The following is a 26990-nucleotide window of genomic DNA, read 5'->3' on the forward strand; positions in this document are numbered from 1 at the left end:
CTCTCCTTATTGGTGTGCCTGAACGTTATATCCGAACCCCCTTGCCGTGCAAGGGGTCATGACGCTTTTAAGACCCGTACCCGGTAGATGCCGTTTTCATCCCGTTTGGCACCGTGGATGTCGGTTTCAAATCCGGGATAGTGGCGGCCAATCGAGCAGAGCATTAACAGGAAATCGAGAACCGCCCTGCTCTTCTCGGTGATCATCTCGCCGGGCATAAGCAGCGGCACACCAGGAGGATAAGGCAGGATCATATTGGCTGACACCCGGCCAACCAGATCCTCCAGATCGACCGTCTCTACCTCTCCCTTCACCTGACGCTGCCAGGCGTGATGCGGGGTGAGCTTCATTTCTGGCAGGACATCAAACGCCTGCAGCATCAGTCGCGGCAAGTCGTGCTGACGAATGAGCTTGTGAATGCCTTTAGCCAGATCCTGAATACGCATGTTGCGGTAGAAATCGGGATCTTCGGCATAGAGATCCGGCAGCATGTTCTTGACCCGCAAATTCAGATCGTAGGCGCGCTTAAACTCCATCAATCCGCGCAGCAAACCCATCGCCCGGGTTTTGTCGATACCGATACTGAACAGGAAAAGCAGATTGTACGGCCCGGTTTTTTCAACCACCACGCCGCGCTCATCAAGGAATTTCGCCACCAGCGCCGCGGGGATCCCCTCTTCACTCATTACTCCCTGCTCGTCCATACCCGGCGTGAGAATGGTGACTTTGACCGGATCGAGGAACATATGATCCTCATCGGCATCGCGGAAACCATGCCAGCTCTCGCCCGGCGCCACCGGCCAGCATTCAGCTTCGTCGATATCGTCCGGCTGCCAGATATCGAAGAACCAGCCGTCGGCTTCATCTTTAAGGCGCTGAACCTCTTTGCGAAAATGCAGGGCGCGCTCAACGGAGCGGTTGATCAGGCGCTTACCGGGATTACCGCGCAGCATCGCCGCCGCAGTTTCAATCGAGGCCACCAGCGGATAGCTGGGCGAGGTGGTGGTGTGCATCATAAAGGCTTCGTTGAAGGTATCTTCATCGTACTCGCCCTTAATGTGGATCAGCGAGGCCTGAGAAAACGCAGCCAACATTTTGTGCGTGGACTGGGTTTCGAAGAACACTTTACCCGGCAGACGTTCACCGCTCATCCCGCTCTTTCCGGCATAGATCGGATGGAAATTGGTATAGGGGACCCAGGCAGAATCAAAATGGATGGAAGGCACATCGAGAGTCTGTTTCACCCAGTTGGTGTTGTACAGCAGGCCGTCGTAGGTGGAATTGGTGATCACCGCGTGAACCGGCCAGCTTGCGCCCGGCACGGCAGCCACTTTGCGCTCTATTGCTGCATGAGAAAATTCCCGGCGCGGGATCCCGCCCAGAATGCCCAGCGCATTGCGGGTCGGCGACAGCCAGAGCGGCACCACGTCACTCATCATCAGCAGGTGCGCCAGAGATTTATGGCAGTTGCGGTCGATCAGTAAAGTGCTGCCGCCCGGCGCGGCGTACATGCCAACGATCTTGTTCGACGTCGAGGTACCGTTGGTCACCATATAGCTCTGCTCGGCACCAAAAGTGCGAGCGATATACTCTTCGGCTTCGAGATGCGGGCCGGTATGATCCAGCAGCGATCCCAGCTCCGTCACCGAGATCGACACATCTGCCTTCAGCGTGTTCCCGCCAAAGAAGTCATAGAACAGACAGCCCACCGGGCTTTTCTGATACGCGGTTCCCGCCATATGACCGGGGGTACAGAAGGTGTACTTCCCCTCTTTTACGTAGGTGAAAAGGGCGCGAGTAAACGGCGGGGTAATGGTATCGAGGTACTCGCCGGTATATTGCTGAATGCGGGTCGCAATATCCTCGGCCACGCCCAGTGAGTACTCGAAGAACCACAGTGCCATGCGCATATCCTGAGCGCTAATATCCATCGTGGAGTGAGTATTGATAAAGGCGTAAAGCGGCAGGTATTCGTTGAGTTGGTTGATGTCGCTGCACAACTCCATATCGTACTCGTCCCAGTCGAAAATGACGCCGCAGATACGGGGGTTATGTTCAATAAACTTCAGTAGATCGGCGCTGTTCTGCGGCCAGATAAGTTGAAACCCGCGCGATGCCAGCGCCTGCTCCAGCTCCTTGATGGGTTCGTCTTTATAAAAGACGCCGTGCGGCCCCATAATGGCAATGATGTTCACGGTTTACCTCCTTAAAAAACATTAGCTAAGCATAGTTGAGGTAAACCCTGGACATAAAAAAAGCCGCAACAGGGTGCGGCTTTTAAGATTATTGCGTAGCTTACGCGTAGCCGTAGCTCATCAGACGCTGGTAACGACGGTTCAGCAGATCTTCTTTGCTCAGCACGTCGAGATCAGCGAGGTCAGCCAGCAGCTGCGCCTTCAGGGAGGCGGCCATCACTTCTGGCTTACGATGCGCGCCACCCAGCGGTTCCGGGATAACGGTATCGATCAGCTTCAGCTCTTTCAGGCGAGGAGCGATAATGCCCATCGCTTCCGCAGCCATCGGGGCTTTATCGGCGCTTTTCCACAGAATGGAGGCACACCCCTCCGGGGAGATAACGGAATAGGTGCTGTACTGCAGCATATTCACTTTATCGCCCACACCAATGGCCAGCGCGCCACCGGATCCGCCTTCACCGATAACGGTACAGATAACCGGCACGCTTAAACGCGACATTTCACGCAGGTTACGGGCAATCGCTTCAGACTGACCACGCTCTTCCGCGCCCACACCAGGATAGGCTCCCGGGGTGTCGATGAAGGTGATGATCGGCATGTTAAAACGCTCGGCCATCTCCATCAGACGTAGGGCTTTACGATAACCTTCAGGTGCTGGCATCCCGAAGTTGCGGCGAATTTTTTCTTTGGTTTCGCGCCCTTTCTGGTGGCCAATAATCATCACCGGACGGCCGTCAAGACGCGCAATCCCGCCAACGATAGCTTTATCGTCAGCGTATGCACGGTCACCAGCCAGTTCGTCGAATTCATCAAACGCCAGGCGGACATAATCCAGGGTGTACGGACGCTGAGGATGGCGAGCCAGTTGAGCAACCTGCCATGCGCCGAGATCGGCAAAGATTTTACGCGTCAGTTCTACGCTTTTTTCACGCAGACGATGCACTTCTTCGTCGATGTTAATATCCAGTTTTTCATCCTGACGGCCCACGGCAGTCAGAGAATCGATTTTCGCTTCCAGCTCTGCAATCGGCTGTTCGAAATCAAGGAAATTCAGACTCATAGTATTCCTGTATTAGTCAAACTCCAGTTCCACCTGCTCCGAACCAATGAGGCCACGTAGATCGTTGAGTAAACGATCGCTCGGAGAGACACGCCACGACGCACCAAAGCGCAACCGTGCACGCGCATCCGCCCTCTGATAGTAGAGATGTACTGGAATGGTCCCCGAGCGGTGGGGTTCCAGAGACTGACGGAGTCGGTTTAAAAGCTGGTCATCAATTTGCCTGTCCGTCAGCGAGATAGCAAGCCCGCGAGCATATTTTTCCCGGGCTTCGTCAATGTCCATCACTTCGCGGGCGGTCATTTTAAGTCCCCCGCTGAAGTCATCAAAGCTGACCTGTCCGCTGACGATAAGTATGCGGTCTTTTTCCAGCAGCTGCTGGTATTTATCCAGCGCGTCGGTGAATAACATCACCTCCAGCCGCCCGGAACGGTCATCCAGCGTACAGATGCCGATACGATTGCCGCGTTTGGTGACCATAACCCTCGCAGCAATGACGAGCCCCGCAGCCGTAGTAATCTTACCACGTTCTGTCGGATGCATGTCTTTCAGCCGGTAGCCTCCGACATAGCGCTCAATTTCTTTAATATACTGATTGATTGGATGCCCGGTCAGGTACAGGCCTAACGTCTCGCGCTCACCATCCAGCACGGTCTGTTCCGGCCACGGCTGACAGCTGGCATAGGATTGTTCAATCTGCTCCGGCTCTTCTGCCAGTACGCCGAACATATCCGCCTGCCCAATGGCCTCGGCTTTTGAGTGCTGGTCGGCGGCCTTCAGGGCGTCACCCAGCGAGTTCATCAGCGCCGCGCGATGCGGCCCGAGACGATCGAACGCCCCGGACATAATCAGCTTTTCCAGCACCCGGCGGTTGAGCTTTTTAATATCGGTGCGCGCGCACAGGTCAAACAGCTCGCGGAAGTAGCCGCCCTGGTTACGAGCTTCGATGATCGCTTCGATCGGGCCTTCACCCACTCCTTTGATCGCGCCGATGCCGTAGACAATCTCCCCGTCGTCATTGACGTGGAAGTGGTACTGACCGGAGTTGATGTCAGGCGGCAGGATTTTCAGCCCCATGCGCCAGCACTCATCCACCAGCCCGACTACCTTCTCGGTGTTGTCCATATCGGCGGTCATTACCGCGGCCATAAACTCGGCCGGGTAGTGCGCCTTCAGCCACAGCGTCTGATAGGAGACCAGCGCGTAGGCCGCAGAGTGCGATTTGTTAAATCCGTATCCGGCAAATTTCTCTACCAGATCGAAGATCTTCATCGCCAGTTCGCCGTCGATGCCGTTTTTCTTCGCCCCATCTTCAAATATAGAGCGCTGCTTGGCCATCTCTTCCGGCTTTTTCTTACCCATCGCACGACGCAGCATATCCGCGCCGCCGAGGGTGTAGCCGGAGAGCACCTGGGCGATCTGCATGACCTGTTCCTGATACAGGATGATGCCGTAGGTTGGCTCCAGCACCGGCTTCAGGCTTTCATGCTGCCACTGTACATCCGGATAGGAGAGCTCCTCGCGGCCATGCTTACGGTCGATAAAGTTATCTACCATCCCGGACTGCAGCGGCCCCGGACGGAACAGCGCCACCAGCGCGATCATATCTTCGAAGCAGTCAGGCTGTAGACGTTTGATCAGATCCTTCATGCCGCGGGATTCAAGCTGGAAGACCGCTGTGGTCTCCGAGCGTTGCAGCATGTCGAAACTTTTCTTGTCATCGAGCGGGATCGCGGCGATATCAATCGGCTCCAGGCCCTGCTTGGCCCGGCGCGGGTTGATCATCTTCAACGCCCAGTCGATGATGGTAAGCGTACGCAAGCCGAGGAAGTCAAACTTCACCAGCCCGGCATATTCCACGTCATTCTTGTCAAACTGGGTGACCGGATGCAGGCCCGATTCATCGCAGTAGAGCGGCGCAAAGTCGGTAATTTTGGTCGGGGCAATGACCACCCCACCGGCGTGTTTACCGGCGTTTCGGGTGACCCCTTCCAGCTTACGCGCCATGTCGATCAGCGCTTTAACCTCTTCATCCGCCTCATAGATTTCCGGCAGCTGCGGCTCCGCTTCGAACGCTTTCGCCAGGGTCATGCCCGGGTCAGGCGGCACCAGCTTCGAGATACGGTCAACAAAGCCGTACGGATGCCCCAGCACGCGGCCCACGTCGCGGATAACGGCTTTTGCCGCCATGGTACCGAAGGTAATGATCTGCGATACCGCGTCACGACCGTACATGTCTGCCACGTGTTCAATGACCTGGTCGCGTTTCTCCATGCAGAAATCGACGTCAAAGTCGGGCATCGAGACACGTTCCGGGTTAAGGAAGCGTTCGAACAGCAGGTCAAATTCCAGCGGATCGAGATCGGTAATTTTCAGCGCATAGGCCACCAGCGATCCGGCACCCGAACCACGGCCCGGCCCTACCGGTACGCCGTTGTCTTTCGACCACTGGATAAACTCCATAACGATCAGGAAGTAGCCGGGGAACCCCATCTGGTTAATCACCTGGAGCTCAACGTCCAGACGCTCGTCATACTCCGGACGTTTCTCGGCGCGAACGGCCGGATCCGGGAAGAGAAACTCAAGTCGTTCTTCCAGACCTTCTTTCGATTTCATGACCAGGAAGTCTTCGGTGGTCATGTCGCCGGTCGGGAACTGCGGCAGGAAATATTCACCCAAACGGACGGTGACGTTACAGCGCTTGGCGATCTCTACGCTATTCTCCAGCGCTTCCGGGATATCGGAAAACAGCTCGCACATCTCCTCTTCGCTGCGCATGTACTGCTGCGGCGAATAGTTGCGCGGGCGTTTGGGATCGTCGAGAGTAAAACCATCGTGAATGGCAACGCGAATTTCATGGGCGTCAAAATCGTCGGCGTTGATGAAGCGCACATCGTTGGTGGCAACCACCGGCAGGCCCTGCTCTTCCGCCAGGGCGACCGCGGCGTGCAGATAGCTCTCTTCATCAGGACGACCGGTGCGGATCAACTCCAGGTAGAAGCGATCCGGGAAATACTCTTTATAAAAATCGACGCACTGCTCCACCAGGGCGGTGTTGCCGCGCAGCAGGCAACGGCCTACGTCGCCCATACGCCCGCCGGAGATCAGCAGCAGCCCCTCATTCAGCTCCGCCAGCCATGCGCGATCGATCCACGGACCCTGCGGGCCGTAGCCGCGCTGATAGGCACGGGAGATCAACAGCGTCAGGTTCTGATAGCCGGTATTGTTCAGCGCCAGGACGGTAATTTGCGTCATTTCATCGGCGAGGAGCTCGCTCTGTACGTGAAAATCAGCACCAATTACCGGCTTCATCCCGGCACCGTGCGCCGTTCCGTAGAACTTCACCAGACCGCACAGGTTGGTGAAGTCGGTGATCGCCAGCGCAGGCATGCCAAGCGAGGCCGCCTTTTTCACCAGCGGCCCGGTCTTCGCCAGCCCATCAATCATGGAATAGTCGCTGTGCACCCGCAGGTGTACGAAACGTGGTTCAGCCATCTTCAGATTCCGCGTTACTTATTGGCGTCTTGATTCAGGACATCAGTCCCAGTGCGCGTTTCACCGGTCCAAAACTGCGGCGATGATGTTCAGTTGCGCCGTGTTCAGCCAGTCTTTCCAGATGGAAAGCGGTAGGATACCCCTTATGCTGGGCAAAACCATACTGGGGAAATGTGAGATCCAGCGCGGCCATTTCAGCATCGCGCGTGACTTTAGCAATGATCGAAGCGGCGCTAATTTCCGCCACCCGGCTGTCACCTTTTACCACCGCCAGCGACGGCATGGGCAGCGCCGGACAACGATTACCGTCGATCAGCACATACTCTGGCACCACGCTCAGCCCGGCGACGGCACGCTGCATCGCCAGCATGGTGGCATGCAGAATATTCAGCTCGTCGATCTCATGCGGTTCCGCCCGCCCGACACTCCAGGCCAGCGCTTTCTCTTTAATTTCATCGTACAGCGCCAGGCGGCGCTTCTCGGATAATTTCTTCGAGTCATTCAGACCGATAATCGGACGAGCAGGATCGAGGATCACCGCGGCAGTGACAACAGCGCCCACCAGCGGCCCACGCCCTACTTCATCCACTCCCGCCACCAGATGGGCGTGAGGGTAAACAAATTCTATCATTGAGCTAACTCCAGCACCGCGTCAGCTGCCTGCTCATCGGCATTACAGCGGATTTGCTGATGCAGTTCCCGGAAGGTGTCATGCATTTCATGGCTGGTTTTGCCGTTAGCCAGCAGCGGCAGCAGCGCAGCGGCTAATGCCTGCGGCTGACACTCATCCTGCAGCAACTCTTTCACCAGCTCGCGTCGGGCAAGCAGGTTCGGCAGGGAGACGTAATCCGTTTTCACCAGCCGTTTCGCCAGCCAGAAGGTGAACGGCTTCATACGATAACCCACCACCATTGGGCATTTCGCCAGCATGCACTCCAGCGCAGCGGTACCTGATGCCAGCAACGCGGCATCGCTGGCGACCATCGCCTCACGGCCTTTGCCATCCAGCAGATGGACATGCAGATCGGGGGCGACTTCCGCCTTAATACGCTCGAACTGCTCTCGGCGTTTGGCATTCACCAGCGGCACGACCACTTCCAGGTCAGGGTAAGTCTGACGCAGAATTTGCGCAGTTTTCAGAAAATCAGCGCTGAGCATTTCGACTTCTGCGCCGCGGCTCCCTGGCAACAGCGCCAGGCAGTGGGCATCATGTGAAATACCCAGCAGGTCACGTGCACCATTTTTATCGGGATCCAGCGGCATGGCGTCGGCCATGGTATGGCCGATAAAGCGGCACGGAACGTTGAATTTATCGTAAAACGCTTTTTCGAAAGGCAGGAAGGCCAATACCAGATTCGTCGATCTGCCTATTTTGAAAACGCGTTTCTGTCGCCACGCCCACACGGACGGACTGACGTAATGGATAGTTTTGATCCCCTGTTTTTTCAGATTACCTTCAAGGGTAATGTTGAAGTCAGGCGCATCAATGCCCACGAACACATCGGGCTTAAGTTCGGTAAAACGACGCGTCAGATCGGCGCGAATATGCAGCAACCGGCGCAGGCGACCCAGTACCTCGACGATGCCCATCACCGCCAGCTCTTCCATTTCGTACCAGGCTTCGCAGCCTTCAGCCTGCATCAATGGGCCAGCCACGCCGACAAAGCGCGCGTTGGGAACGCGCGCTTTGAGCGCTCGAATCAGACCAGCACCAAGAATATCGCCGGAGGTTTCTCCGGCGACGAGGGCGATCGTCAGCGGGCGACTATCGACCATTAACGAATCAGACCACGGGTTGAGCGTGCGAAGAACTCCACAAACGCGCTCACCTCAGGATGCTGCTTCGCCAGTTCGGCAATTTCCGGCTTAGCCTCTTCCAGTGTTTTACCGTTACGGTACAGCTGCTTATAAGCATTGCGGATAGCCATAATCGCTTCACGGCTGAAGCCGCGACGCTTAAGGCCTTCGATGTTGACGCCAAACGGCGTCGCATGGTTACCCTGCGCAATCACATACGGCGGAACGTCCTGCGCCACGCCGGAGCAGCCGCCAACCATCACGTGCGCACCGATGATGCAGAACTGATGGACAGCGGTCATGCCGCCAATGATTGCAAAATCATCAACTGATACGTGTCCCGCCAGCGTTGCGTTGTTGGCGAGAATGCAGCGGTCACCCACGGTACAGTCATGCGCGATATGCGCGTTGACCATAAACAGGTTATCGCTGCCCACCTTCGTCAACTCACCGCCCTGTACTGTGCCACGATGAATGGTGACGCTTTCGCGAATGCGGTTACGATCGCCAATTTCCACACGGGTTGGTTCGCCAGCATATTTCAGATCCTGGTTAACTTCACCGATGGAGGCGAACTGATAGATCACGTTGTCGCGGCCAATAGTCGTATGACCATTCACAACGACGTGAGATTTCAGTACGGTACCCTCACCAATTTCGACATGGGGTCCAACAATACAGAATGGACCAATGTGGACGTTAGCACCGATAACGGCACCCTCTTCCACAATGGCGGTTGGATGAATAAAGGCGGTTTTATCAATCACGTATCAGGCCTCCCGGCTACGCGCACACATCATGGTAGCTTCGCAAACAACCTTGCCGTCAACCAGAGCTACGCCTTTGAAGCGAGTCAGGCCGCGACGCGTTTTTTCAAAAGTCACTTCCATGATCATCTGATCACCAGGCACAACCGGGCGCTTGAAGCGCGCTTCGTCGATACCTGCGAAGTAATAGAGCTCACCTGGCTCCAGTTTCCCAACGCTTTTAAACGCCAGAATACCGGTAGCCTGAGCCATCGCTTCCAGGATCAATACGCCCGGGAAGATAGGCTTCCCAGGGAAATGCCCCTGGAAGAATGGCTCGTTTACAGAAACATTTTTCACTGCGCGCAGAAAACGACCTTCTTCAAAATCCAGCACACGGTCTACCAGCAAAAACGGGTAGCGGTGCGGCAGAAGTTCTAAAATCTCTTCAATATGCAGAGTATGAGTGTCAGTAGTCAAAATACTCTTCCTGTCAAAATATCTGAATGGCAATAATAACACGGCCTGCCGGTTTATAAGAAAGCCGACAGGCCGGGAAGTGTGCGTTAAACGGGTGAACGCTTAGTCTTGTTGATCGATTTTGCGCTCAATGGCCTTGAGGCGCTTGCTCATATCATCAATATTCATCACCAGGGCTGCAGTCTTACGCCACACCTTGTTAGGCTGCAACGGAATGCCTGAAGAGTAGACGCCCGGTTCGGTGATTGGACGCATAACCATGCCCATACCGGTAACCGTAACCTTATCGCATATTTCCATATGCCCGTTAATGACGCTGGCGCCGCCAATCATACAGTAACGGCCAATCTTCAGGCTGCCCGCCATAATAACGCCACCGGCAACCGCAGTATTGTCGCCAATCACAACGTTATGTGCAATCTGGCACTGGTTATCGATGATAACACCATTACCGATGATCGTGTCATCAAGCGCACCACGGTCAATAGTCGTGCATGCACCGATTTCGACGCGATCGCCGATGATCACCCGGCCAAGCTGCGGGATCTTAACCCAGTTACCACGATCGTTGGCATAACCGAAACCATCCGAACCGATAACGGTACTGGACTGGATCAGGCAGTTTTCGCCAATTTCGATCTCATGATAAACAGAGACATTGGCCCACAGGCGAGAGCCTGCACCAATTTTTGTTTTTTTACCGACGAAGCAACCGGCACCGATGACCACGTTATCGCCCAGCACGACGTCTGATTCGATAACCGCATTTGCACCAATTGATACGTTGTTACCCAGCTGCGCCGTCGGGTCAATCACCGCACTGGGTGCGATGTTTTGCGCCGGCTGCGGCGTGGTATCCAGAATTTGTGCCATACGGGCATACGTCAGGTAGGGGTTCTTTACTACCAGCGCAGCACCTGCGGCAAACGGCAAATCGTCCTGCGTCATGACGACAGCAGACGCCTGGCAAAGCGCCAGATGTTCACGGTACTTAGGGCTTACCATGAAGGTGATATTGCCTGCTTTAGCAGATTGCATGGACGCAACAGCGGTGATGACGATATCGCCATCACCGTGTAATTCTGCATCCAACTGCTGAGCTAAATCAGCGAGTCGAATTGAAGGCATTACTTATTTAACCTGTTTCAGGACATCAGCGGTGATGTCTTTAACATCGCTGCTGTTGAATGCAACGGCGTTGGCATCAACAACCAGATCGATGCTCTGATCGGCAGCTACAGCTTTCACAGCGGACTGGATACGGGTAACCAGCTTGCCGCGCTCTTCGTTAGAACGACGTTGACGATCCTGCTCAAAAGCTTGCGCTTTCTGAGAGAAAGTCTGACGCTGAGCCATTACGTCTTTTTCCAGTTTGCTACGTTCGCTCGCTTTCATGGTAGAACCATCGCGCTGCAGACGCTGCATTTTGGATTGCAGATCGTTTTCCATACCCTGCAGTTCGCTTGCACGGCCTTTGAACTCGCTCTCCAGCTTGGCAGAAACACCTGTTTTCTGCGCAACCTGCTGGAACAAGTTACCCATATTGACGATTGCAATTTTGTCCGCTGCCTGAGCAGAAGTTGCCATCGCTAAACCGAGACCTGCAGCTAATAACCACTTTTTCACAATTAACTCCTTACCATCCCATTGGCACCCGAAGGTACCGTTCTTTGCGTGGCAAGGCGATCCTGCGATCGCCAGTTGTCAGCGCTACACTGCCAACGCATTCCTTTGCGACGGACAATTACCAGGTTTTACCAATGTTAAACTGGAACTGCTCCGCCTTGTCTCCATCATATTTCTTAAACGGCTGGGCGTAAGAGAAGACCAACGGCCCCAGCGGTGACATCCATTGTAGTGCGAGACCCGCAGACATACGAATATTGCTCGGATCGCTGTAGTCCGGAATACCTGCAGCCCTGGTCGCACTGGTATTTTCCCAGTTAGTATCCCATACGGTACCCGCATCCAGGAAGAAGGAGGTACGAACGGAGTTGGCATACTTATCGCTGATAAACGGCGTAGGGGTAATAAACTCCAGGCTGGCGACACCCATGGCGTTACCACCAACTGCATCATCAGAGCTACAAACGTTTGTATTGCCAGAACCATCTGTGGCTGGTTTGTCGCAGTTATCTTCGTCGTTACCGCCGTAGTAAGCTGCTTTCGGACCAATGTTGTTGGACTGGAAGCCACGTACGGTACTTGAGCCACCGGCGTAGAAGTTTTCATAGAATGGCAGCTCTTTGCCACCTAAACCATCGCCATAACCCCAACGCGTACGGCCCAGAACCACCCATTTATGATCTTCGTCGATCGGGAAGTAGGACGCGGTATCAAGGGTGACTTTATAGAACTCATTATCTGAGCCCGGGACCGTAACTTTACCGTTCAGGTTGACGCGCGAACCTTCGGTCGGGAAGAAACCACGGTCGAGACGGTTGTACGTCCAGCCATAGTTGAAGGTGAAGTCATCGGCAGCAAAGCCGTTGTCATCACCGGACTTGCTCGCCGACTGCCCAATAGAGTCCAGATAACGCCACATTGCCACCTGCGGTTGCATGTTGGACAGGTCGTTATGGACGTAACCTAAGCCCGCACGCAGGGTGTTATATTCGTTAACCGGGAAGCCGAGCGTACCATCAACGCCGTAGCTTTTGTTGGTATACGAAGACAGGTCCGCATCATCCGCTTTAAAGTCGTTATAGAAGATACGACCGCCCAGACTCACACCATCAACGGTGAAGTAAGGGTTAGTCACAGAGAGCTCTGAGTAAGTCTGGTAGTCGTTCTTGGTACCGTTGATACCCACGGAGTAGCCCGTACCTAACCAGTTATCCTGCTGTACACCCACCTGGAAGCTAACGCCACTCTCTGTGCCGTAACCGACACCAAAGTTAAAGCTACCGGTGTTACGCTCTTTCACCTTATAGACCACGTCGACCTGATCCGGTTTACCTGGCACACGCTGGGTGTCGGTATCCACCGTTTCGAAGTAACCCAGACGGTTCAGACGCTCTTTACCCTGATCAACCAGATCGCTGCCCAGCCACGCCCCTTCCATCTGGCGCATTTCGCGGCGCAGGACAGAATCTTTGGAGGTATCGTTACCCTCAAAGCGGATCTTACGCACGTAGAAACGGTTACCCGCATCGACGTTTACGTGTAGCTTAACGGTTTTATCCGTATCGTTGATTTCAGGCTGGGTCTGAACGCGCGGGTAAGCGTAACCATAACGGCCGAGCAGCTTTTTAATGCCGTCTTCCATTTTGGTGACTTTGGAACCGCTATAGAGTTCACCCGGCTGCAGTTTGGTCAGGCTCTCAATCTCCGCAGAATGGCCCGCGAGGTTACCGCTTACTTCAACGCCCGAAAGCGTATATTTATCGCCTTCAGTGATGTTAACGGTAATGTAGATGCCTTTCTTGTCCGGAGTCAGACTGACCTGAGTCGAGTCAATGTTGAAACGGGCGTAACCGCGATCCAGATAATAGCTGCGCAGGGTTTCGAGGTCACCCGCCAGTTTCTGTTTCTGATACTTACGGTCGCCGACAACGTTCCACCACGGCACTTCATCACGCAGCTGGAACGTTGAGATCAGTTCATCGGTGCTGAATGCATGGTTACCAACGATGTTGATCTGCTGAATCTTCGCGGAAACACCTTCCTGGAAGACCAGTTTCAGATCGACACGGTTACGCGGCAGCGGCGTGACAACTGCTTTCACGCTGGCGCTGTATTTACCGACGCTGTAGTAGAAATCTTCCAGCCCTTTCTCAATATCAGAGAGGGTGGTGCGATCCAGGGATTCGCCAACGCGAACGCCAGAGGCCTCAAGGTTCTGCTTGAGCATATCGTCTTTCACCGACTTGTTGCCGGAGAAGGTGATGCTCGCAATTGTCGGGCGCTCTTTCACCTGAACCAGTAGCGTATCACCATCGCGCAGAACGCGAACGTCCTCAAAGTTGCCAGTGGCAAACAGGGCGCGAATGGTATTACTAATGTCTTCATCATTAACCGTGTCGCCTGGGCGCACTGGCATACTGAGGAGGGCCGCACCAACGGCGACTCGCTGAAGGCCTTCGAAATGAATATCTCTCACTACGAACCCGTCAGCACCGTATACGGTCGCGCTGCTAAACAGCAGCGACGCTATGAGCAACTTTTTCATCGCCATCGTTATTATGCGTTCTTCCTAACACTCTCTTACAACCGAGAGAAATCATTGAAAAGTGCAAGCCCCATTAACAGCACCAGTAAAATCGAACCAATGCGATAACTAAAGTCTTGAACTCGCTCGGATACCGGCCCGCCTTTTAGCTTCTCTATCGCTAAAAACAGCAGATGGCCCCCGTCTAAAACGGGAAGTGGGAACAGGTTGATTATCCCGAGGTTCACGCTAATGAGCGCAAGAAACATCAGATAGTAAATCACCCCGAACTCTGCTGACATCCCAGCCCCCTGAGCGATCGAGATCGGCCCACTGAGGTTGTTCAGTTTTACATCACCGGTAATCAATTTCCCCAGCATCTGCACGGTCAGCTTCATCAGTTGCCATGTTTTATCCGTGGCTTCAAGGATGGCGCTGAACGGCCCATACTGGCGTATTGTCTTGTACTCATCAGGCAGCGGGATCACTTTAGGCACCACGCCTGCGAACCCTTCAGCCTTTCCGCCGCCCGGCTTGGTATCCGGAATCAACGTTAAGGAGAGCGGACTCCCCTGCCTTTCTATCTCCAGCGCCAGCGGCGTTCCTGGATTATCACGCACCAGAGTAACAAAGGTCATCCATTGCGTTAAAGGCTGACCATCGACTTTAACGATCCTGTCGCCAGCTTGCAAACCTGCTTTACGCGCTGCTGAATCAGCCTGGACTTCAGCCAGTACCGGTTCAATCTGCGCGCTGCGCGGCCGGATACCTAATGCCGCAACAGGATCTTCTTTGTCCGGCTCAAAGGTCCAGTGGCGCAAATCCAGAATTTTATTCTGACGCTGCTCTGAACCGAAAGATGACACGCTGACGGTGGTTCTCTCATCACCAATTTTGGCGACCAGTTGCAACCGAACGGCATCCCAGTCAGGGGTTTCGATGCCATCAATTGCTTTAAGTTCCATCCCCGGAATAATTTGCGCGCTTGCCGCGATGGAGTTGGGTGTAATTTCACCAACAACCGGACGAACGCCAGGGACACCGATGATAAACACCAGCCAGTAAGCAAAGACAGCAAAGATGAAATTTGCAACCGGACCGGCAGCAATGATAGCGGCGCGCTGACCAACAGTTTTGTTGTTGAACGCGTAGTGGCGCATTTCAGGAGCAACCGACTCTACGCGTTCATCCAGCATCTTGACGTAGCCGCCTAAAGGGATGAGGGCAATAACAAATTCTGTGCCGTGGCGATCGGTACGACGCCAGAGCGCTTTACCAAAGCCAATGGAAAAGCGCTCAACACGCACGCCACAGCGCCGAGCAACCCAGAAATGGCCAAATTCATGCACCGTGATAAGTACACCCAGTGCAACAATGAATGCCGCCAGATTCCAGAGAATGCTAAGCATAAAACCTTCCGTTAAATCGTCCCAAACACCAGCAAAAACAGGCAGGCAAACACGGGTACTGCCGCCGTCAGGCTGTCTATGCGATCCAGGATACCACCGTGCCCTGGAATGAGATTGCCACTGTCTTTGATCCCTGCTTCACGCTTAAACATACTCTCGGTCAAATCACCCAGCACGGAAGCCAGCGCTGCGACAATTGAACAGACCAATAATGTTGCCGGTGCGACCTCGAGGTTGGCCCATACGCCGTAACCCCAGGAGATAATCGCCGCCGTAAACAGACCGCCGATAAAGCCCTGCCAGGTTTTACCCGGAGAGACTTTCGGGGCCAGCTTATGTTTGCCAAACAGTTTACCAAACATATAGGCGCCAGAGTCAGCCCCCCAGACGAGAATCATGACATAAAGCAGCCATAACGCGCCGCTGTATGGGTTATCGTCGTAGTGCCAGGTGCGGAGGGCAAGCATTCCCCAGAAGAAAGGAACGATGGTAAATAGCCCAAAGCAGAGGCGCAGCACTTTCGAGTTACGCCACAGCGAGGCAGAGCCCGGATAGAAGAGCACCAGCAGCAACGCTGCCAGCCACCATCCCAGCGAAAGCCAGAGCGAACCTGCAATGATCGGTTGATGGATATTGTGATGATACTCTGGCAGCATGAAGAGCATCAGCGCCAGCATCAAGCCGCACAGCACCGCCAGCCATACCCGCTGGGAACGCGAGGTAAAGCCGCTAAGCTGTCCCCATTCCCACGCCGCCAGCATGCAAACGACCAGTGTGACAATCGCAAATCCCACCGGAGGCAGTAAAAACAGCGCCGCGATGACAACAGGTATTAAAACAAACGCAGAAATCAGGCGATACTTCAGCAAAAGCTACCCCCATCAGGCGTTTTCGCCACCAGGCTCGGTACCACCGAAACGACGCTCTCGATTGGCAAAGGCATGCAGCGCACCTTCAAAGTCTTGTTCATCAAAATCGGGCCAAAGAACATCTGTAAAGTAAAGTTCGGCATAGGCAATTTGCCACAGCAAAAAGTTACTGATGCGATGTTCTCCCCCTGTCCTAATTACTAAATCCACGGGTGTCAGTTCACTCATGCAGATTTGCTTGCTCAGCGCCTCTTCATCAATCTGGTCCGGCCTTAAAAGCCCTTCCTGAACCTGTTCAGCCAAATGCCGCACACCCTGGACAATATCCCAACGTCCGCCATAATTCGCAGCGATATTGAGCGTTAAGCCGGTATTTTGCCCGGTCAACGCCTCCGCTTTACGAATGCGTTCCTGCAGACGTGAGTTAAAACGACTGGTATCGCCGATAATACGCAGGCGAACGTTGTGGCGGTGCAGGCTTTTTACTTCGCTGTCTAGCGCCCACACGAACAATTCCATCAACGCGCTAACTTCCTGCGCAGGTCGATTCCAGTTTTCACTGCTGAAAGCATAGAGCGTTAACGCGTCAATGCCGTTATTGGCGGCAAAAGAAACCGCGCGGCGCACAGATTTCGCCCCAGCTTTATGCCCAAAGGCTCGGATCTTCCCTTGTCTTTTCGCCCAGCGGCCATTGCCATCCATGATGATTGCTACATGACGACAGCCATGAGCCGGCAAGTTTTCGCTTATTGGTTGGTTCGCAGACAACATAACGCGTTTTTGGTCCCTGAAAGGATTTAACGGTACTCAGGAATACTGAAGCCTTTACGTAAAAAAGCCGTGTCATACCACGGCTTACCTGACCACAGAACGTCAACTACCCGTAATCAGGTGGCGCAGACTATATCACTGAAGCCCAACGCTAACAAATAGCAAGACCACCTGCGGGTGGATTATCACCAGCTTGCGAGGTGCGTCACCGCTTTTTGCGCCGTGAGCCTCGCTTTTGCGTCGACGGTCAATACGTCATCCACACTTTGCGGTTCGCGTAGATCCATCGCCTCAAGCACAGACAGGTTCAGCGCAGCGATATCCGTAAAGCGGATCTGCTTTTCGAGGAAGGCGGCGACAGCGATTTCATTCGCCGCGTTAAGTGCGGTCGTCGCCGCTTGCCCCTGCTCGAAGGCCTCCATCGCCAGCTTCAGACACGGATAACGCTGATAATCCGGCGCGCTGAACGTCAGCGCACTCAGCTTACAAAAATCGAGTGGCTTAACGCCTGAGCTTACGCGGTTTGGCCAGGCCATCGTATGGGCGATAGGCGTGCGCATATCAGGTTCACCTAACTGCGCCATCACGCTGCCATCACGATAACGCACCATGGAGTGGATCACCGACTGGGGATGAATCAACACTTCCATCTGCGTTGCCGAGGCGTTAAATAACCAGCGGGCTTCAATATATTCCAGACCTTTATTCATCATGGTGGCCGAATCAACGGAGATTTTACGCCCCATCGACCAGTTCGGATGACGGCATGCCTGATCCGGGGTCATTGAGACCAGTTCAGACAGCGGCGTGTCACGGAACGGGCCACCAGACCCGGTAAGCAGGATAGAAGAGACGCCATTCTGCTCGAGATCAGCGTACCCCAGGTTCTCCTGAAAGGGTTGCGGTAAACTCTGAAAAATCGCGTTATGTTCGCTATCTACCGGCAAAAGGCGTGCGCCATTGCGCTTCACGGCGTCCATAAACAGGCGACCACAGGTCACCAGCGACTCTTTATTGGCCAGCAAAACGGATTTTCCGGCATCGATCGCGGCAAGCGTAGGCAGTAACCCCGCCGCGCCGACGATAGCGGCCATGACCTGGTCGACGTCGTCCAGCGCGGCCATTTCACAGGCGGCCTCTGGCCCGCTCAGCACCTCGGTACGGCTGCCCTTCTCCGCCAGCAACGCCTTAACCTGCCGGGCGCTCGCTTCATCATCCATCACCGCGTAGCGCGGGGTGAACTCCAGGCACTGTTCCACCATACGATGAACGTTTTTGCCTGCGACAAGGGCGGCCACCGCGTAGTGGTCTGGATTATGGCGAACAACATCGAGAGTGCTGCAACCGATTGAGCCGGTCGAGCCAAGGAGAGTTAATTGCTTCATGAGATGCCCGGAAAAGTGAACCAGAAAAGCAAAACGCCGCCAGCAAAGCCCAAAGGCCTTCTGTACGGCGTTTTATCAGATTACGACAGAAATCAGAACTGCATCAGCTCTGCTTCTTTTTCTGCCAGCGCCGCGTCAATTTTCTTGATAGCGGCGTCAGTCAGTTTCTGAACGTCGTCCTGGGAACGGCGATCGTCGTCTTCGCTGATCTCTTTCTCTTTCAGCAGCGCCTTCACTTTATCGTTCGCGTCACGGCGAACGTTACGTACGGAGACACGGCCCTGCTCGGCTTCGCCACGAACCACTTTGATCAGGTCTTTACGACGCTCTTCAGTCAGCGGTGGCAGTGGAACGCGAATGTCGGTACCGGCTGAGCTTGGGTTCAGACCCAGATCGGAGGCCATGATCGCTTTCTCAACGGCCGGGCCCATAGAGCGGTCAAACACGTTGATTTTCAGCGTACGGGTATCTTCGACCGTCACGTTAGCCAGCTGACGCAGTGGCGTTGGCGTACCGTAGTACTCCACCACGATGCCGTCCAGCAGGCTTGGGGAAGCACGGCCTGTACGAATTTTGCTGATTTGGTTTTTGAACGCTTCGACGCATTTATCCATGCGTACTTCAGCATCTTTTCTGATGTCGTTAATCACGTTACGAATCCTTGAAAACTTGTCTCAGGCAGACTATCCGCCAGCACCACCGTTAATGATGTGCTAAGTATAGTCCCGTTTAATTCATGACAACGCCCGGGGCGTGTCCAGGTAAGAAACCCATAGAAAGTAGAGCGGAATCTTACCTGTATTTATCGTCGACGGAAATTATTCCGTGATCAAAGTGCCTTCTTTTTCGCCCATTACAACGCGACGCAGCGCGCCAGGCTTATTCATGTTGAAGACACGAATCGGCAATTTGTGGTCACGAGCCAGCGTGAAGGCGGCAAGATCCATCACTTTCAGCTCTTTATCCAGTACTTCGCTATAGGTCAGCTGATCGTACATGGTTGCCGCAGGATCTTTTGCCGGATCGGCAGTAAACACGCCATCCACTTTGGTGGCTTTCAGCACCACATCGGCTTCGATTTCGATACCGCGCAGACAGGCTGCGGAATCGGTCGTAAAGAACGGATTACCCGTACCGGCGGAGAGGATCACCACGCGGTTATTGCGCAGCAGGCTGATCGCTTCGGCCCAGCTGTAGTTATCACAGACGCCATTCAACGGAATAGCGGACATCAGGCGCGCATTCACATAGGCACGATGCAGGGCATCACGCATTGCCAGGCCATTCATGACCGTTGCCAACATACCCATGTGATCGCCCACAACGCGGTTCATGCCAGCTTTTGCCAGCCCTGCACCACGGAAAAGGTTACCACCGCCAATGACTACGCCAACCTGGATGCCCAGTTCAACCAGTTCTTTGATCTCCTGCGCCATGCGGTCAAGGATGCTTGCGTCAATACCGAAGCCTTCCGACCCCTGCAGCGCTTCGCCACTCAGCTTAAGCAGAATACGTTTGTAAACAGGTTTTGCATTGGTAGCCATATTTCTTTCCTGGGACTGTCAACGATTAAGATGAGGTTAATTCTGGCGACATGATATATCGCATCTCAACACAGACTCTATAGGCGTCTGGCTGAATTACACTGCCGTACACAAAAAGAAGCCGCCCTCAGGCGGCTTCTTTTCGCTGATTAAGACTGCTTGGACATTGCAGCAACTTCTGCTGCGAAGTCAGTCTCAACTTTCTCGATGCCTTCGCCCACTTCGAAGCGGATGAAGCCAGTTACGTCAGCGTTGTGCTCTTTCAGCAGCTGCGCAACAGATTTGCTTGGATCCATAACGAATGGCTGACCAGTCAGAGAAACTTCGCCGGTGAATTTCTTCATGCGGCCTTCAACCATTTTCTCTGCAATCTCTTTTGGCTTGCCAGACTGCATGGCGATGTCCAGCTGAACCTGGTACTCTTTTTCTACCACTTCAGCAGAGACGTCTTCTGGCTTAACGAATTCTGGCTTGCTTGCAGCAACGTGCATTGCCAGCTGTTTAACCAGCTCTTCGTCAGCGCCTTTAGCCGCAACCAGAACACCGATACGTGCACCGTGCTGGTAGCTGTTCAGTACGTCACCTTCGAGGATAGCAACACGGCGGATGTTGATGTTCTCACCGATTTTCGCTACCAGCGCAACGCGCTCTTCTTCGAACTGTGCTTTCAGGACTTCAACATCAGTCACTTTACCTGCAACAGCTGCGTCCAGTACTTTGTCAGCGAATGCCTGGAAACCACCATCTTTAGCAACGAAGTCAGTCTGGCAGTTAACTTCCAGAATCACGCCGAAGTTGCCTTCGATTTTGGTTTTGATCACGCCGTCAGCAGCAACGTTGCCTGCTTTCTTAGCTGCTTTGATCGCACCGGATTTACGCATGTTTTCGATAGCCAGCTCGATGTCGCCGTTAGCTTCAACCAGCGCTTTCTTACACTCCATCATGCCTGCGCTAGTACGTTCACGCAGCTCTTTTACCAGGGATGCGGTAATTTCAGCCATTCTAAAATCCTCGGGAGATGTGAACTGCCCGGCCAGAAGCCAAACAGTATAAATTGAAAAAAGGGGCCGATAATTGGCCCCTATTCATACACGGTACTAATAAGGGGTAGAACCTTATTATTCAGCTTCTACGAAGCTTTCTTCCGCCTGAGAAGCCAGATCCTGGGAACGGCCTTCACGAACGGTAGTAGCTACAGCGCTCAGGTACAGGCTAACAGCACGGATTGCATCGTCGTTACCCGGGATAACGAAGTCAACACCGTCCGGATCGGAGTTGGTATCAACGATTGCGAATACTGGGATACCCAGGTTGTTAGCTTCTTTGATTGCGATGTGCTCGTGGTCAGCATCGATAACGAACAGTGCGTCCGGCAGGCCGCCCATGTCTTTGATACCGCCCAGGCTGTTTTCCAGCTTGTCCAGCTCACGAGTGCGCATCAGCGCTTCTTTTTTGGTCAGCTTTTCGAAAGTACCGTCCTGAGACTGGGTTTCCAGATCTTTCAGGCGCTTGATGGACTGACGAACGGTTTTCCAGTTAGTCAGCATACCGCCCAGCCAGCGATGGTTCACGAAGAACTGGTCGCAGCTGTTAGCAGCTTCTTTCACAGCTTCGCTTGCAGCGCGCTTAGTACCAACGAACAGAATCTTACCTTTACGGGAAGAGATCTTGTTCAGCTCAGCCAGGGCTTCGTTGAACATTGGTACAGTTTTCTCAAGGTTGATGATGTGAACTTTGTTACGTGCGCCGAAGATGAAAGGCTTCATTTTCGGGTTCCAGTAACGGGTCTGGTGACCAAAGTGAACACCAGCCTTGAGCATGTCGCGCATGGAAACAGTTGCCATGTTTTAAAACCTCTATTTAAAAGTTGGGGTTATGCCTCCACGTATCCCATATTACCGACCCCAAAGGGCACCCCGGAATATGTGCCGATACGTGTGTGTTGTTACACAAAGTGAGATTTGTCGCTCCCGTCCATCCTGTGTATCTGAAATGGATCGGAAGTCCGGCGCGCTTTATATCACAAATCGCTACCCGAAACCAACTATTGTTAGCGGTGTGTGCGGTAAAGGAATCTCAGTTTGGCAGCATGTGCGCCTGACTGTTACCATTGACAACACTTAGACTAGTATTGTCGAAAAAAACGACACTGATGGACAGATTACATGGCTATCTCTATTAAGACACCTGAAGAAATTGAAAAGATGCGCGTCGCCGGTCGTCTGGCCGCTGAAGTGCTGGAAATGATCGAGCCGTTCGTTAAGCCGGGCGTTAGCACGGGCGAACTGGATCGCATCTGTAACGACTATATCGTGAACGAGCAGCACGCGGTCTCCGCCTGCCTCGGCTATCACGGCTTCCCGAAATCCGTCTGCATCTCTATTAATGAAGTGGTGTGCCACGGCATTCCGGATGACGAAAAACTGCTGAAAGATGGCGACATCGTTAACATCGACGTGACCGTCATTAAAGATGACTACCACGGTGACACCTCTAAGATGTTCATCGTCGGCAAACCCACCATTCTGGGTGAGCGCCTGTGCAAGGTGACCCAGGAGAGCCTTTATCTGGCGCTGAAGATGGTTAAGCCTGGCATTCGCCTGCGTACTCTCGGTGCGGCGATTCAGAAATTCGTTGAAGCCCAGGGTTTCTCTGTGGTGCGCGAATACTGCGGTCACGGTATTGGCCGTGTGTTCCACGAAGAGCCGCAGGTTCTGCACTATGATGCTGATGACGGCGGCGTGGTGCTGCAGGCGGGCATGACCTTCACCATCGAGCCGATGGTCAACTCCGGCGATTACCGCATCCGTACCATGAAGGATGGCTGGACGGTGAAAACCAAAGACCGGAGCTTGTCTGCCCAGTACGAGCATACTATTGTGGTGACAGACAACGGCTGCGAAATTCTGACGTTACGCAAGGATGACACCATCCCGGCGATACTCTCGCAAGACGCATGATAAGAAGCCGGCAAATGCCGGCTTTTTTAATGGCTATCGTTTTTTCTTATGGGTGGCGCGCAATGAGTAACCTTTTACCCGAACAGTATGCCAATACGGCACTCCCCACCCTTCCTGGTCAGCCGGATAACCCCGGCGTCTGGCCCACGGCCGAGCTGACGTGTGCGGGTATTAAAGCGCATATCGATACTTTCCAGCGCTGGCTGGGCGAGGCCTTTGACAGCGGGATCTCCGCCGAAGCGCTGATTGAGGCGCGCACGGAGTTTATCGATCAGCTTCTGCAGCGTTTGTGGATTGATTACGGTTTTGGTCAGCTGGCCGACGTCGCGCTGGTAGCCGTCGGCGGCTATGGCCGTGGCGAGCTGCATCCGCTGTCGGATATCGATCTGCTGATCCTGAGCCGCAAAAAGCTGCCTGACGAGCAGGCGCAAAAAGTGGGCGAACTGTTGACCCTGCTGTGGGACGTCAAGCTGGAAGTCGGCCACAGTGTTCGTACCCTGGAAGAGTGTCTGCTGGAAGGATTATCCGATCTCACCGTCGCCACCAACCTGATTGAAACGCGGCTGCTGATTGGCGACGTGGCGCTGTTCCTGGAGCTGCAAAAGCACATATTCAGCGACGGCTTCTGGCCGTCGGAGAAGTTCTTTGCCGCCAAGGTTGATGAGCAGCAGGTGCGCCACCAGCGCTACCACGGCACCAGCTACAACCTGGAGCCGGATATCAAAAGCAGCCCCGGCGGCCTGCGCGATATTCATACCCTGCAGTGGGTCGCCCGTCGCCATTTCGGCGCCACTTCGCTCGATGAGATGGTCGGCTTTGGCTTTCTCACCGAAGCCGAACGCACCGAACTGAACGAGTGTCTGCATCTGCTGTGGCGCATCCGTTTTGCCCTGCATCTCGAAGTGACCCGCTACGACAACCGCCTGCTGTTCGATCGTCAGTTAAGCGTCGCCCAGCGCCTGCACTACAGCGGCGAAGGTAACGAGCCGGTCGAGCAGATGATGAAGGACTTCTTCCGCGTCACCCGCCGGGTCGGCGAGCTCAACCAGATGCTGTTGCAGCTGTTTGATGAGGCGATCCTCGCCCTGACCGCCGATGAAAAACCGCGTCCGATCGACGATGAGTTTCAGCTGCGGGGCACGCTGATCGATCTCCGTGACGAGACGCTGTTTATCCGCAAGCCGGAAGCGATCCTGCGGATGTTTTACGCCATGGTGCGTAACAGCACCATCACCGGGATCTACTCCACCACCCTGCGCCACCTGCGCCATGCCCGCCGCCATCTCACTCAGCCTTTGTGCTATATCCCCGAAGCGCGATCGCTGTTTCTGAGCATGTTGCGTCATCCGGGCGCGGTAAGCCGCGGGCTGCTGCCGATGCACCGTCATAGCGTGCTCTGGGCCTATATGCCGCAGTGGTCGCATATCGTCGGCCAGATGCAGTTTGACCTGTTCCATGCCTACACCGTTGATGAACACACTATCCGCGTGATGCTGAAGCTGGAGAGCTTCGCCCAGGAGGAGGTGCGCAGCCGTCACCCGCTCTGCGTTGAACTCTGGCCGCGCCTCACCAACCCGGAGCTGATCCTGATTGCCGCCCTGTTCCACGATATCGCCAAAGGGCGCGGCGGCGACCACTCGATTCTGGGTGCGGAGGACGTGCTGAAATTCGCCGAACTACACGGGCTCAATTCGCGCGAAACCCAGTTGGTCGCCTGGCTGGTCCGCCATCATCTGCTGATGTCGGTCACCGCCCAGCGGCGCGATATTCAGGATCCCGAGGTGATCAAACAGTTTGCCGAAGAGGTGCAGACGGAAAACCGCCTGCGTTTCCTGGTCTGTCTGACGGTGGCCGATATCTGCGCCACCAACGAGACGCTGTGGAACAGCTGGAAGCAGAGTCTGCTGCGCGAGCTCTATTTCGCCACCGAGAAACAGCTGCGTCGCGGCATGCAGAGCACCCCGGACATGCGCGAACGCGTGCGCCATCACCAGATGCAGGCTCTGGCGCTGCTGCGGATGGAGAATATCAATGAAGAGGCGCTGCATCAGATTTGGGCCCGCTGTCGCGCCAACTACTTTGTGCGCCACAGCCCAAACCAGCTGGCCTGGCACGCCCGTCATCTGTTGCAGCACGATCTGACGAAACCGCTGATCCTGCTGAGCCCGCAGGCGACCCGTGGGGGAACAGAGATCTTCATCTGGAGCCCCGACCGCCCTTACCTGTTCGCCGCGGTCTGCGCCGAGCTCGACAGGCGTAATCTCAGCGTGCACGACGCGCAGATTTTCACCACCCGCGACGGCATGGCGATGGATACCTTTATTGTGCTGGAGCCGGACGGCAGTCCGCTGTCGGCGGATCGTCACGAGCCGATCCGCTTCGGGCTGGAGCAGGCGATCACCCAGCACAGCTGGCAGCCACCGCAGCCGCGTCGACAGCCGGCCAAACTGCGCCACTTTACCGTCGATACGGAGGTCAATTTCCTGCCGACGCATACCGACCGGAAATCGTTCCTCGAGCTGATCGCCCTCGACCAGCCGGGGCTGCTGGCCCGGGTCGGGCAGGTTTTTGCGGATCTGGGAATTTCGCTGCATGGCGCCAGAATTACAACCATTGGCGAGCGAGTAGAAGATTTATTTATAATCGCCACCGCCGACCGTCGTGGGCTTAATAATGCCCTGCAACAGGAAGTGCAACAACGGTTGACAGCAGCCCTCAATCCAAACGATAAAGGGTGATGTTTTTTTTTACCTGGAAAGAGTTGAACTATGCAGCAGTTACAGAACGTTATTGAGTCCGCTTTTGAGCGTCGCGCCGAAATTACTCCGGCAAATGTGGATACCGTGACCCGCGAGGCGGTTAATCAGGTTATTTCTCTGCTTGATTCCGGCGCGCTGCGTGTAGCCGAAAAGATCGACGGTCAGTGGGTCACTCACCAGTGGCTGAAGAAAGCGGTACTGCTCTCTTTCCGTATTAACGATAACCAGGTTATCGACGGTGCGGAAAGCCGCTACTTCGATAAAGTCCCGATGAAATTCGCCGATTACGACGAAGCGCGTTTCCAGAAAGAAGGCTTCCGCGTGGTGCCACCGGCAGCCGTTCGTCAGGGTGCATTCATTGCCCGCAACACCGTGTTGATGCCATCCTACGTGAACATCGGTGCTTACGTTGACGAAGGTACCATGGTAGATACCTGGGCGACCGTTGGCTCCTGTGCGCAGATCGGTAAAAACGTCCACCTCTCTGGCGGCGTGGGTATCGGTGGGGTTCTTGAGCCGCTGCAGGCTAACCCAACCATCATCGAAGACAACTGCTTCATCGGCGCACGCTCCGAAGTGGTTGAAGGCGTGATCGTAGAAGAAGGCTCCGTGATCTCCATGGGCGTCTACATCGGCCAGAGCACCCGTATTTACGATCGTGAAACCGGTGAAGTGCATTACGGTCGCGTTCCGGCGGGCTCCGTGGTGGTATCCGGCAACCTGCCTTCTAAAGATGGCAAATACAGCCTGTACTGTGCGGTGATCGTTAAAAAAGTCGATGCGAAAACCCGCGGCAAAGTTGGTATCAACGAACTACTGCGCACCATCGATTAATCGGGTATAACAAAAAGCGGGGGCGACCCCGCTTTTTTTATATCTGAGGGTGGCGAAAATAGATTTTTTCGTGAATTATTCATGGGTTATGTTGAGATCAAGGGTACCGCTATGTACGATAATCTGAAAAGTCTGGGCATTACTAATCCTGATGAAATTGACCGTTACAGCCTCCGTCAGGAAGCCAATAACGATATCCTGAAAATCTATTTTCACAAGGATAAGGGTGAGTTCTTCGCCAAAAGTGTAAAGTTCAAGTACCCGCGTCAGCGTAAAACTGTCGTTGCCGATGGCATCGGCCAGGGTTACAAAGAGGTGCAGGAGATCAGCCCAAATCTGCGCTATGTGATCGACGAACTGGATCAGATTTGCCAGCGCGATCGCACTGAAGTGGATCTGAAGCGTAAGATCCTGGATGACCTGCGTCATCTGGAAAGCGTGGTTGCCCACAAGATCACGGAAATCGAAGCGGATCTTGAGAAGCTGACCCGTAACAAATAAGCCGTTCCTGTGTGCCGGGTGGCGGCTTCGCCTTA

General features: G+C 54.4%; 22 protein-coding genes. 4 read left to right on the forward strand and 18 right to left on the reverse strand.

Annotated elements, in window-relative coordinates; all coding sequences use genetic code 11:
- Positions 1-56: 56 nt before the first annotated feature.
- The 18 genes from DVA44_RS19705 to rpsB form a co-directional block, all read right to left on the reverse strand.
- Positions 57-2195, reverse strand: coding sequence for a lysine decarboxylase LdcC (locus DVA44_RS19705; protein ID WP_114387905.1), 2139 nt, complete (start codon positions 2193-2195; stop codon positions 57-59).
- Between the two features lie 100 nt (positions 2196-2295).
- Positions 2296-3255, reverse strand: coding sequence for an acetyl-CoA carboxylase carboxyl transferase subunit alpha (gene accA / locus DVA44_RS19710; RefSeq protein ID WP_103178346.1), 960 nt, complete (start codon positions 3253-3255; stop codon positions 2296-2298).
- 12 nt (positions 3256-3267) lie between these two features.
- Entirely contained in the window at positions 3268-6750 is a 3483-nt protein-coding gene (gene dnaE / locus DVA44_RS19715) for a DNA polymerase III subunit alpha (RefSeq protein WP_103178345.1), read from the reverse strand.
- 34 nt (positions 6751-6784) lie between these two features.
- Positions 6785-7381, reverse strand: coding sequence for a ribonuclease HII (rnhB, locus tag DVA44_RS19720; protein WP_114387906.1), 597 nt, complete (start codon positions 7379-7381; stop codon positions 6785-6787).
- Positions 7378-8526: a lipid-A-disaccharide synthase gene (gene lpxB / locus DVA44_RS19725; RefSeq protein WP_114387907.1), complete on the reverse strand. Its 1149-nt coding sequence runs from the start codon at positions 8524-8526 to the stop codon at positions 7378-7380. Before lpxB ends, rnhB begins: the two co-directional genes overlap by 4 nt.
- Positions 8526-9314 carry an acyl-ACP--UDP-N-acetylglucosamine O-acyltransferase gene (gene lpxA / locus DVA44_RS19730; RefSeq protein WP_114387908.1) on the reverse strand — a complete coding sequence of 263 codons (789 nt, stop codon included), beginning with the start codon at positions 9312-9314 and terminating at the stop codon, positions 8526-8528. Before lpxA ends, lpxB begins: the two co-directional genes overlap by 1 nt.
- 3 nt (positions 9315-9317) lie before the next feature.
- Positions 9318-9773 carry a 3-hydroxyacyl-ACP dehydratase FabZ gene (fabZ, locus tag DVA44_RS19735; protein WP_007373234.1) on the reverse strand — a complete coding sequence of 152 codons (456 nt, stop codon included), beginning with the start codon at positions 9771-9773 and terminating at the stop codon, positions 9318-9320.
- Positions 9774-9875: 102 nt separating this feature from the next.
- Positions 9876-10901 carry a UDP-3-O-(3-hydroxymyristoyl)glucosamine N-acyltransferase gene (gene lpxD, locus DVA44_RS19740; RefSeq protein WP_103823301.1) on the reverse strand — a complete coding sequence of 342 codons (1026 nt, stop codon included), beginning with the start codon at positions 10899-10901 and terminating at the stop codon, positions 9876-9878.
- 3 nt (positions 10902-10904) lie between these two features.
- Positions 10905-11399, reverse strand: a complete 495-nt coding sequence (skp, locus tag DVA44_RS19745; RefSeq protein WP_103178340.1) for a molecular chaperone Skp — start codon at positions 11397-11399, stop codon at positions 10905-10907.
- 118 nt (positions 11400-11517) lie between these two features.
- The gene (bamA, locus tag DVA44_RS19750) at positions 11518-13950 is read right to left on the reverse strand and encodes an outer membrane protein assembly factor BamA (protein WP_114387909.1); all 2433 of its coding nucleotides are present in this window, start codon (positions 13948-13950) and stop codon (positions 11518-11520) included.
- Positions 13951-13979: 29 nt separating this feature from the next.
- Positions 13980-15332, reverse strand: coding sequence for a sigma E protease regulator RseP (gene rseP / locus DVA44_RS19755; RefSeq protein WP_114387910.1), 1353 nt, complete (start codon positions 15330-15332; stop codon positions 13980-13982).
- Positions 15333-15343: 11 nt separating this feature from the next.
- Entirely contained in the window at positions 15344-16201 is an 858-nt protein-coding gene (gene cdsA, locus DVA44_RS19760; protein WP_039030306.1) for a phosphatidate cytidylyltransferase, read from the reverse strand.
- Between the two features lie 12 nt (positions 16202-16213).
- Positions 16214-16972 carry a (2E,6E)-farnesyl-diphosphate-specific ditrans,polycis-undecaprenyl-diphosphate synthase gene (gene ispU, locus DVA44_RS19765; protein WP_103178336.1) on the reverse strand — a complete coding sequence of 253 codons (759 nt, stop codon included), beginning with the start codon at positions 16970-16972 and terminating at the stop codon, positions 16214-16216.
- 185 nt (positions 16973-17157) lie between these two features.
- Entirely contained in the window at positions 17158-18357 is a 1200-nt protein-coding gene (ispC, locus tag DVA44_RS19770; RefSeq protein ID WP_114387911.1) for a 1-deoxy-D-xylulose-5-phosphate reductoisomerase, read from the reverse strand.
- Positions 18358-18449: 92 nt separating this feature from the next.
- Positions 18450-19007, reverse strand: coding sequence for a ribosome recycling factor (gene frr, locus DVA44_RS19775; protein ID WP_103178334.1), 558 nt, complete (start codon positions 19005-19007; stop codon positions 18450-18452).
- 168 nt (positions 19008-19175) lie between these two features.
- Positions 19176-19901, reverse strand: coding sequence for a UMP kinase (pyrH, locus tag DVA44_RS19780; protein ID WP_032616613.1), 726 nt, complete (start codon positions 19899-19901; stop codon positions 19176-19178).
- A gap of 149 nt (positions 19902-20050) precedes the next feature.
- A complete protein-coding gene (gene tsf, locus DVA44_RS19785; RefSeq protein ID WP_103178333.1) occupies positions 20051-20902 on the reverse strand; it encodes a translation elongation factor Ts in 852 nt (283 codons plus the stop codon).
- 117 nt (positions 20903-21019) lie between these two features.
- A complete protein-coding gene (gene rpsB / locus DVA44_RS19790) occupies positions 21020-21745 on the reverse strand; it encodes a 30S ribosomal protein S2 (protein ID WP_103178332.1) in 726 nt (241 codons plus the stop codon).
- A gap of 321 nt (positions 21746-22066) precedes the next feature.
- Between rpsB and map the strand changes: the two genes are divergently transcribed.
- The 4 genes from map (at position 22067) to DVA44_RS19810 (ending at position 26955) form a co-directional block, all read left to right on the forward strand.
- Positions 22067-22861 (forward strand): type I methionyl aminopeptidase, encoded by a 795-nt coding sequence (map, locus tag DVA44_RS19795; protein WP_103178331.1) that lies wholly within the window; start codon positions 22067-22069, stop codon positions 22859-22861.
- A gap of 62 nt (positions 22862-22923) precedes the next feature.
- On the forward strand, positions 22924-25599 hold the full coding sequence (glnD, locus tag DVA44_RS19800) for a bifunctional uridylyltransferase/uridylyl-removing protein GlnD (protein ID WP_114388458.1): 2676 nt from the start codon (positions 22924-22926) through the stop codon (positions 25597-25599).
- A gap of 30 nt (positions 25600-25629) precedes the next feature.
- Positions 25630-26454 carry a 2,3,4,5-tetrahydropyridine-2,6-dicarboxylate N-succinyltransferase gene (gene dapD / locus DVA44_RS19805; RefSeq protein WP_008501915.1) on the forward strand — a complete coding sequence of 275 codons (825 nt, stop codon included), beginning with the start codon at positions 25630-25632 and terminating at the stop codon, positions 26452-26454.
- 111 nt (positions 26455-26565) lie between these two features.
- Positions 26566-26955, forward strand: coding sequence for a DUF3461 family protein (locus DVA44_RS19810; protein ID WP_032616607.1), 390 nt, complete (start codon positions 26566-26568; stop codon positions 26953-26955).
- The last annotated feature ends 35 nt before the right edge of the window (positions 26956-26990 follow it).

Source organism: Leclercia sp. W17, assembly GCF_003336325.1.
Classification (GTDB): Bacteria; Pseudomonadota; Gammaproteobacteria; order Enterobacterales; family Enterobacteriaceae; genus Enterobacter.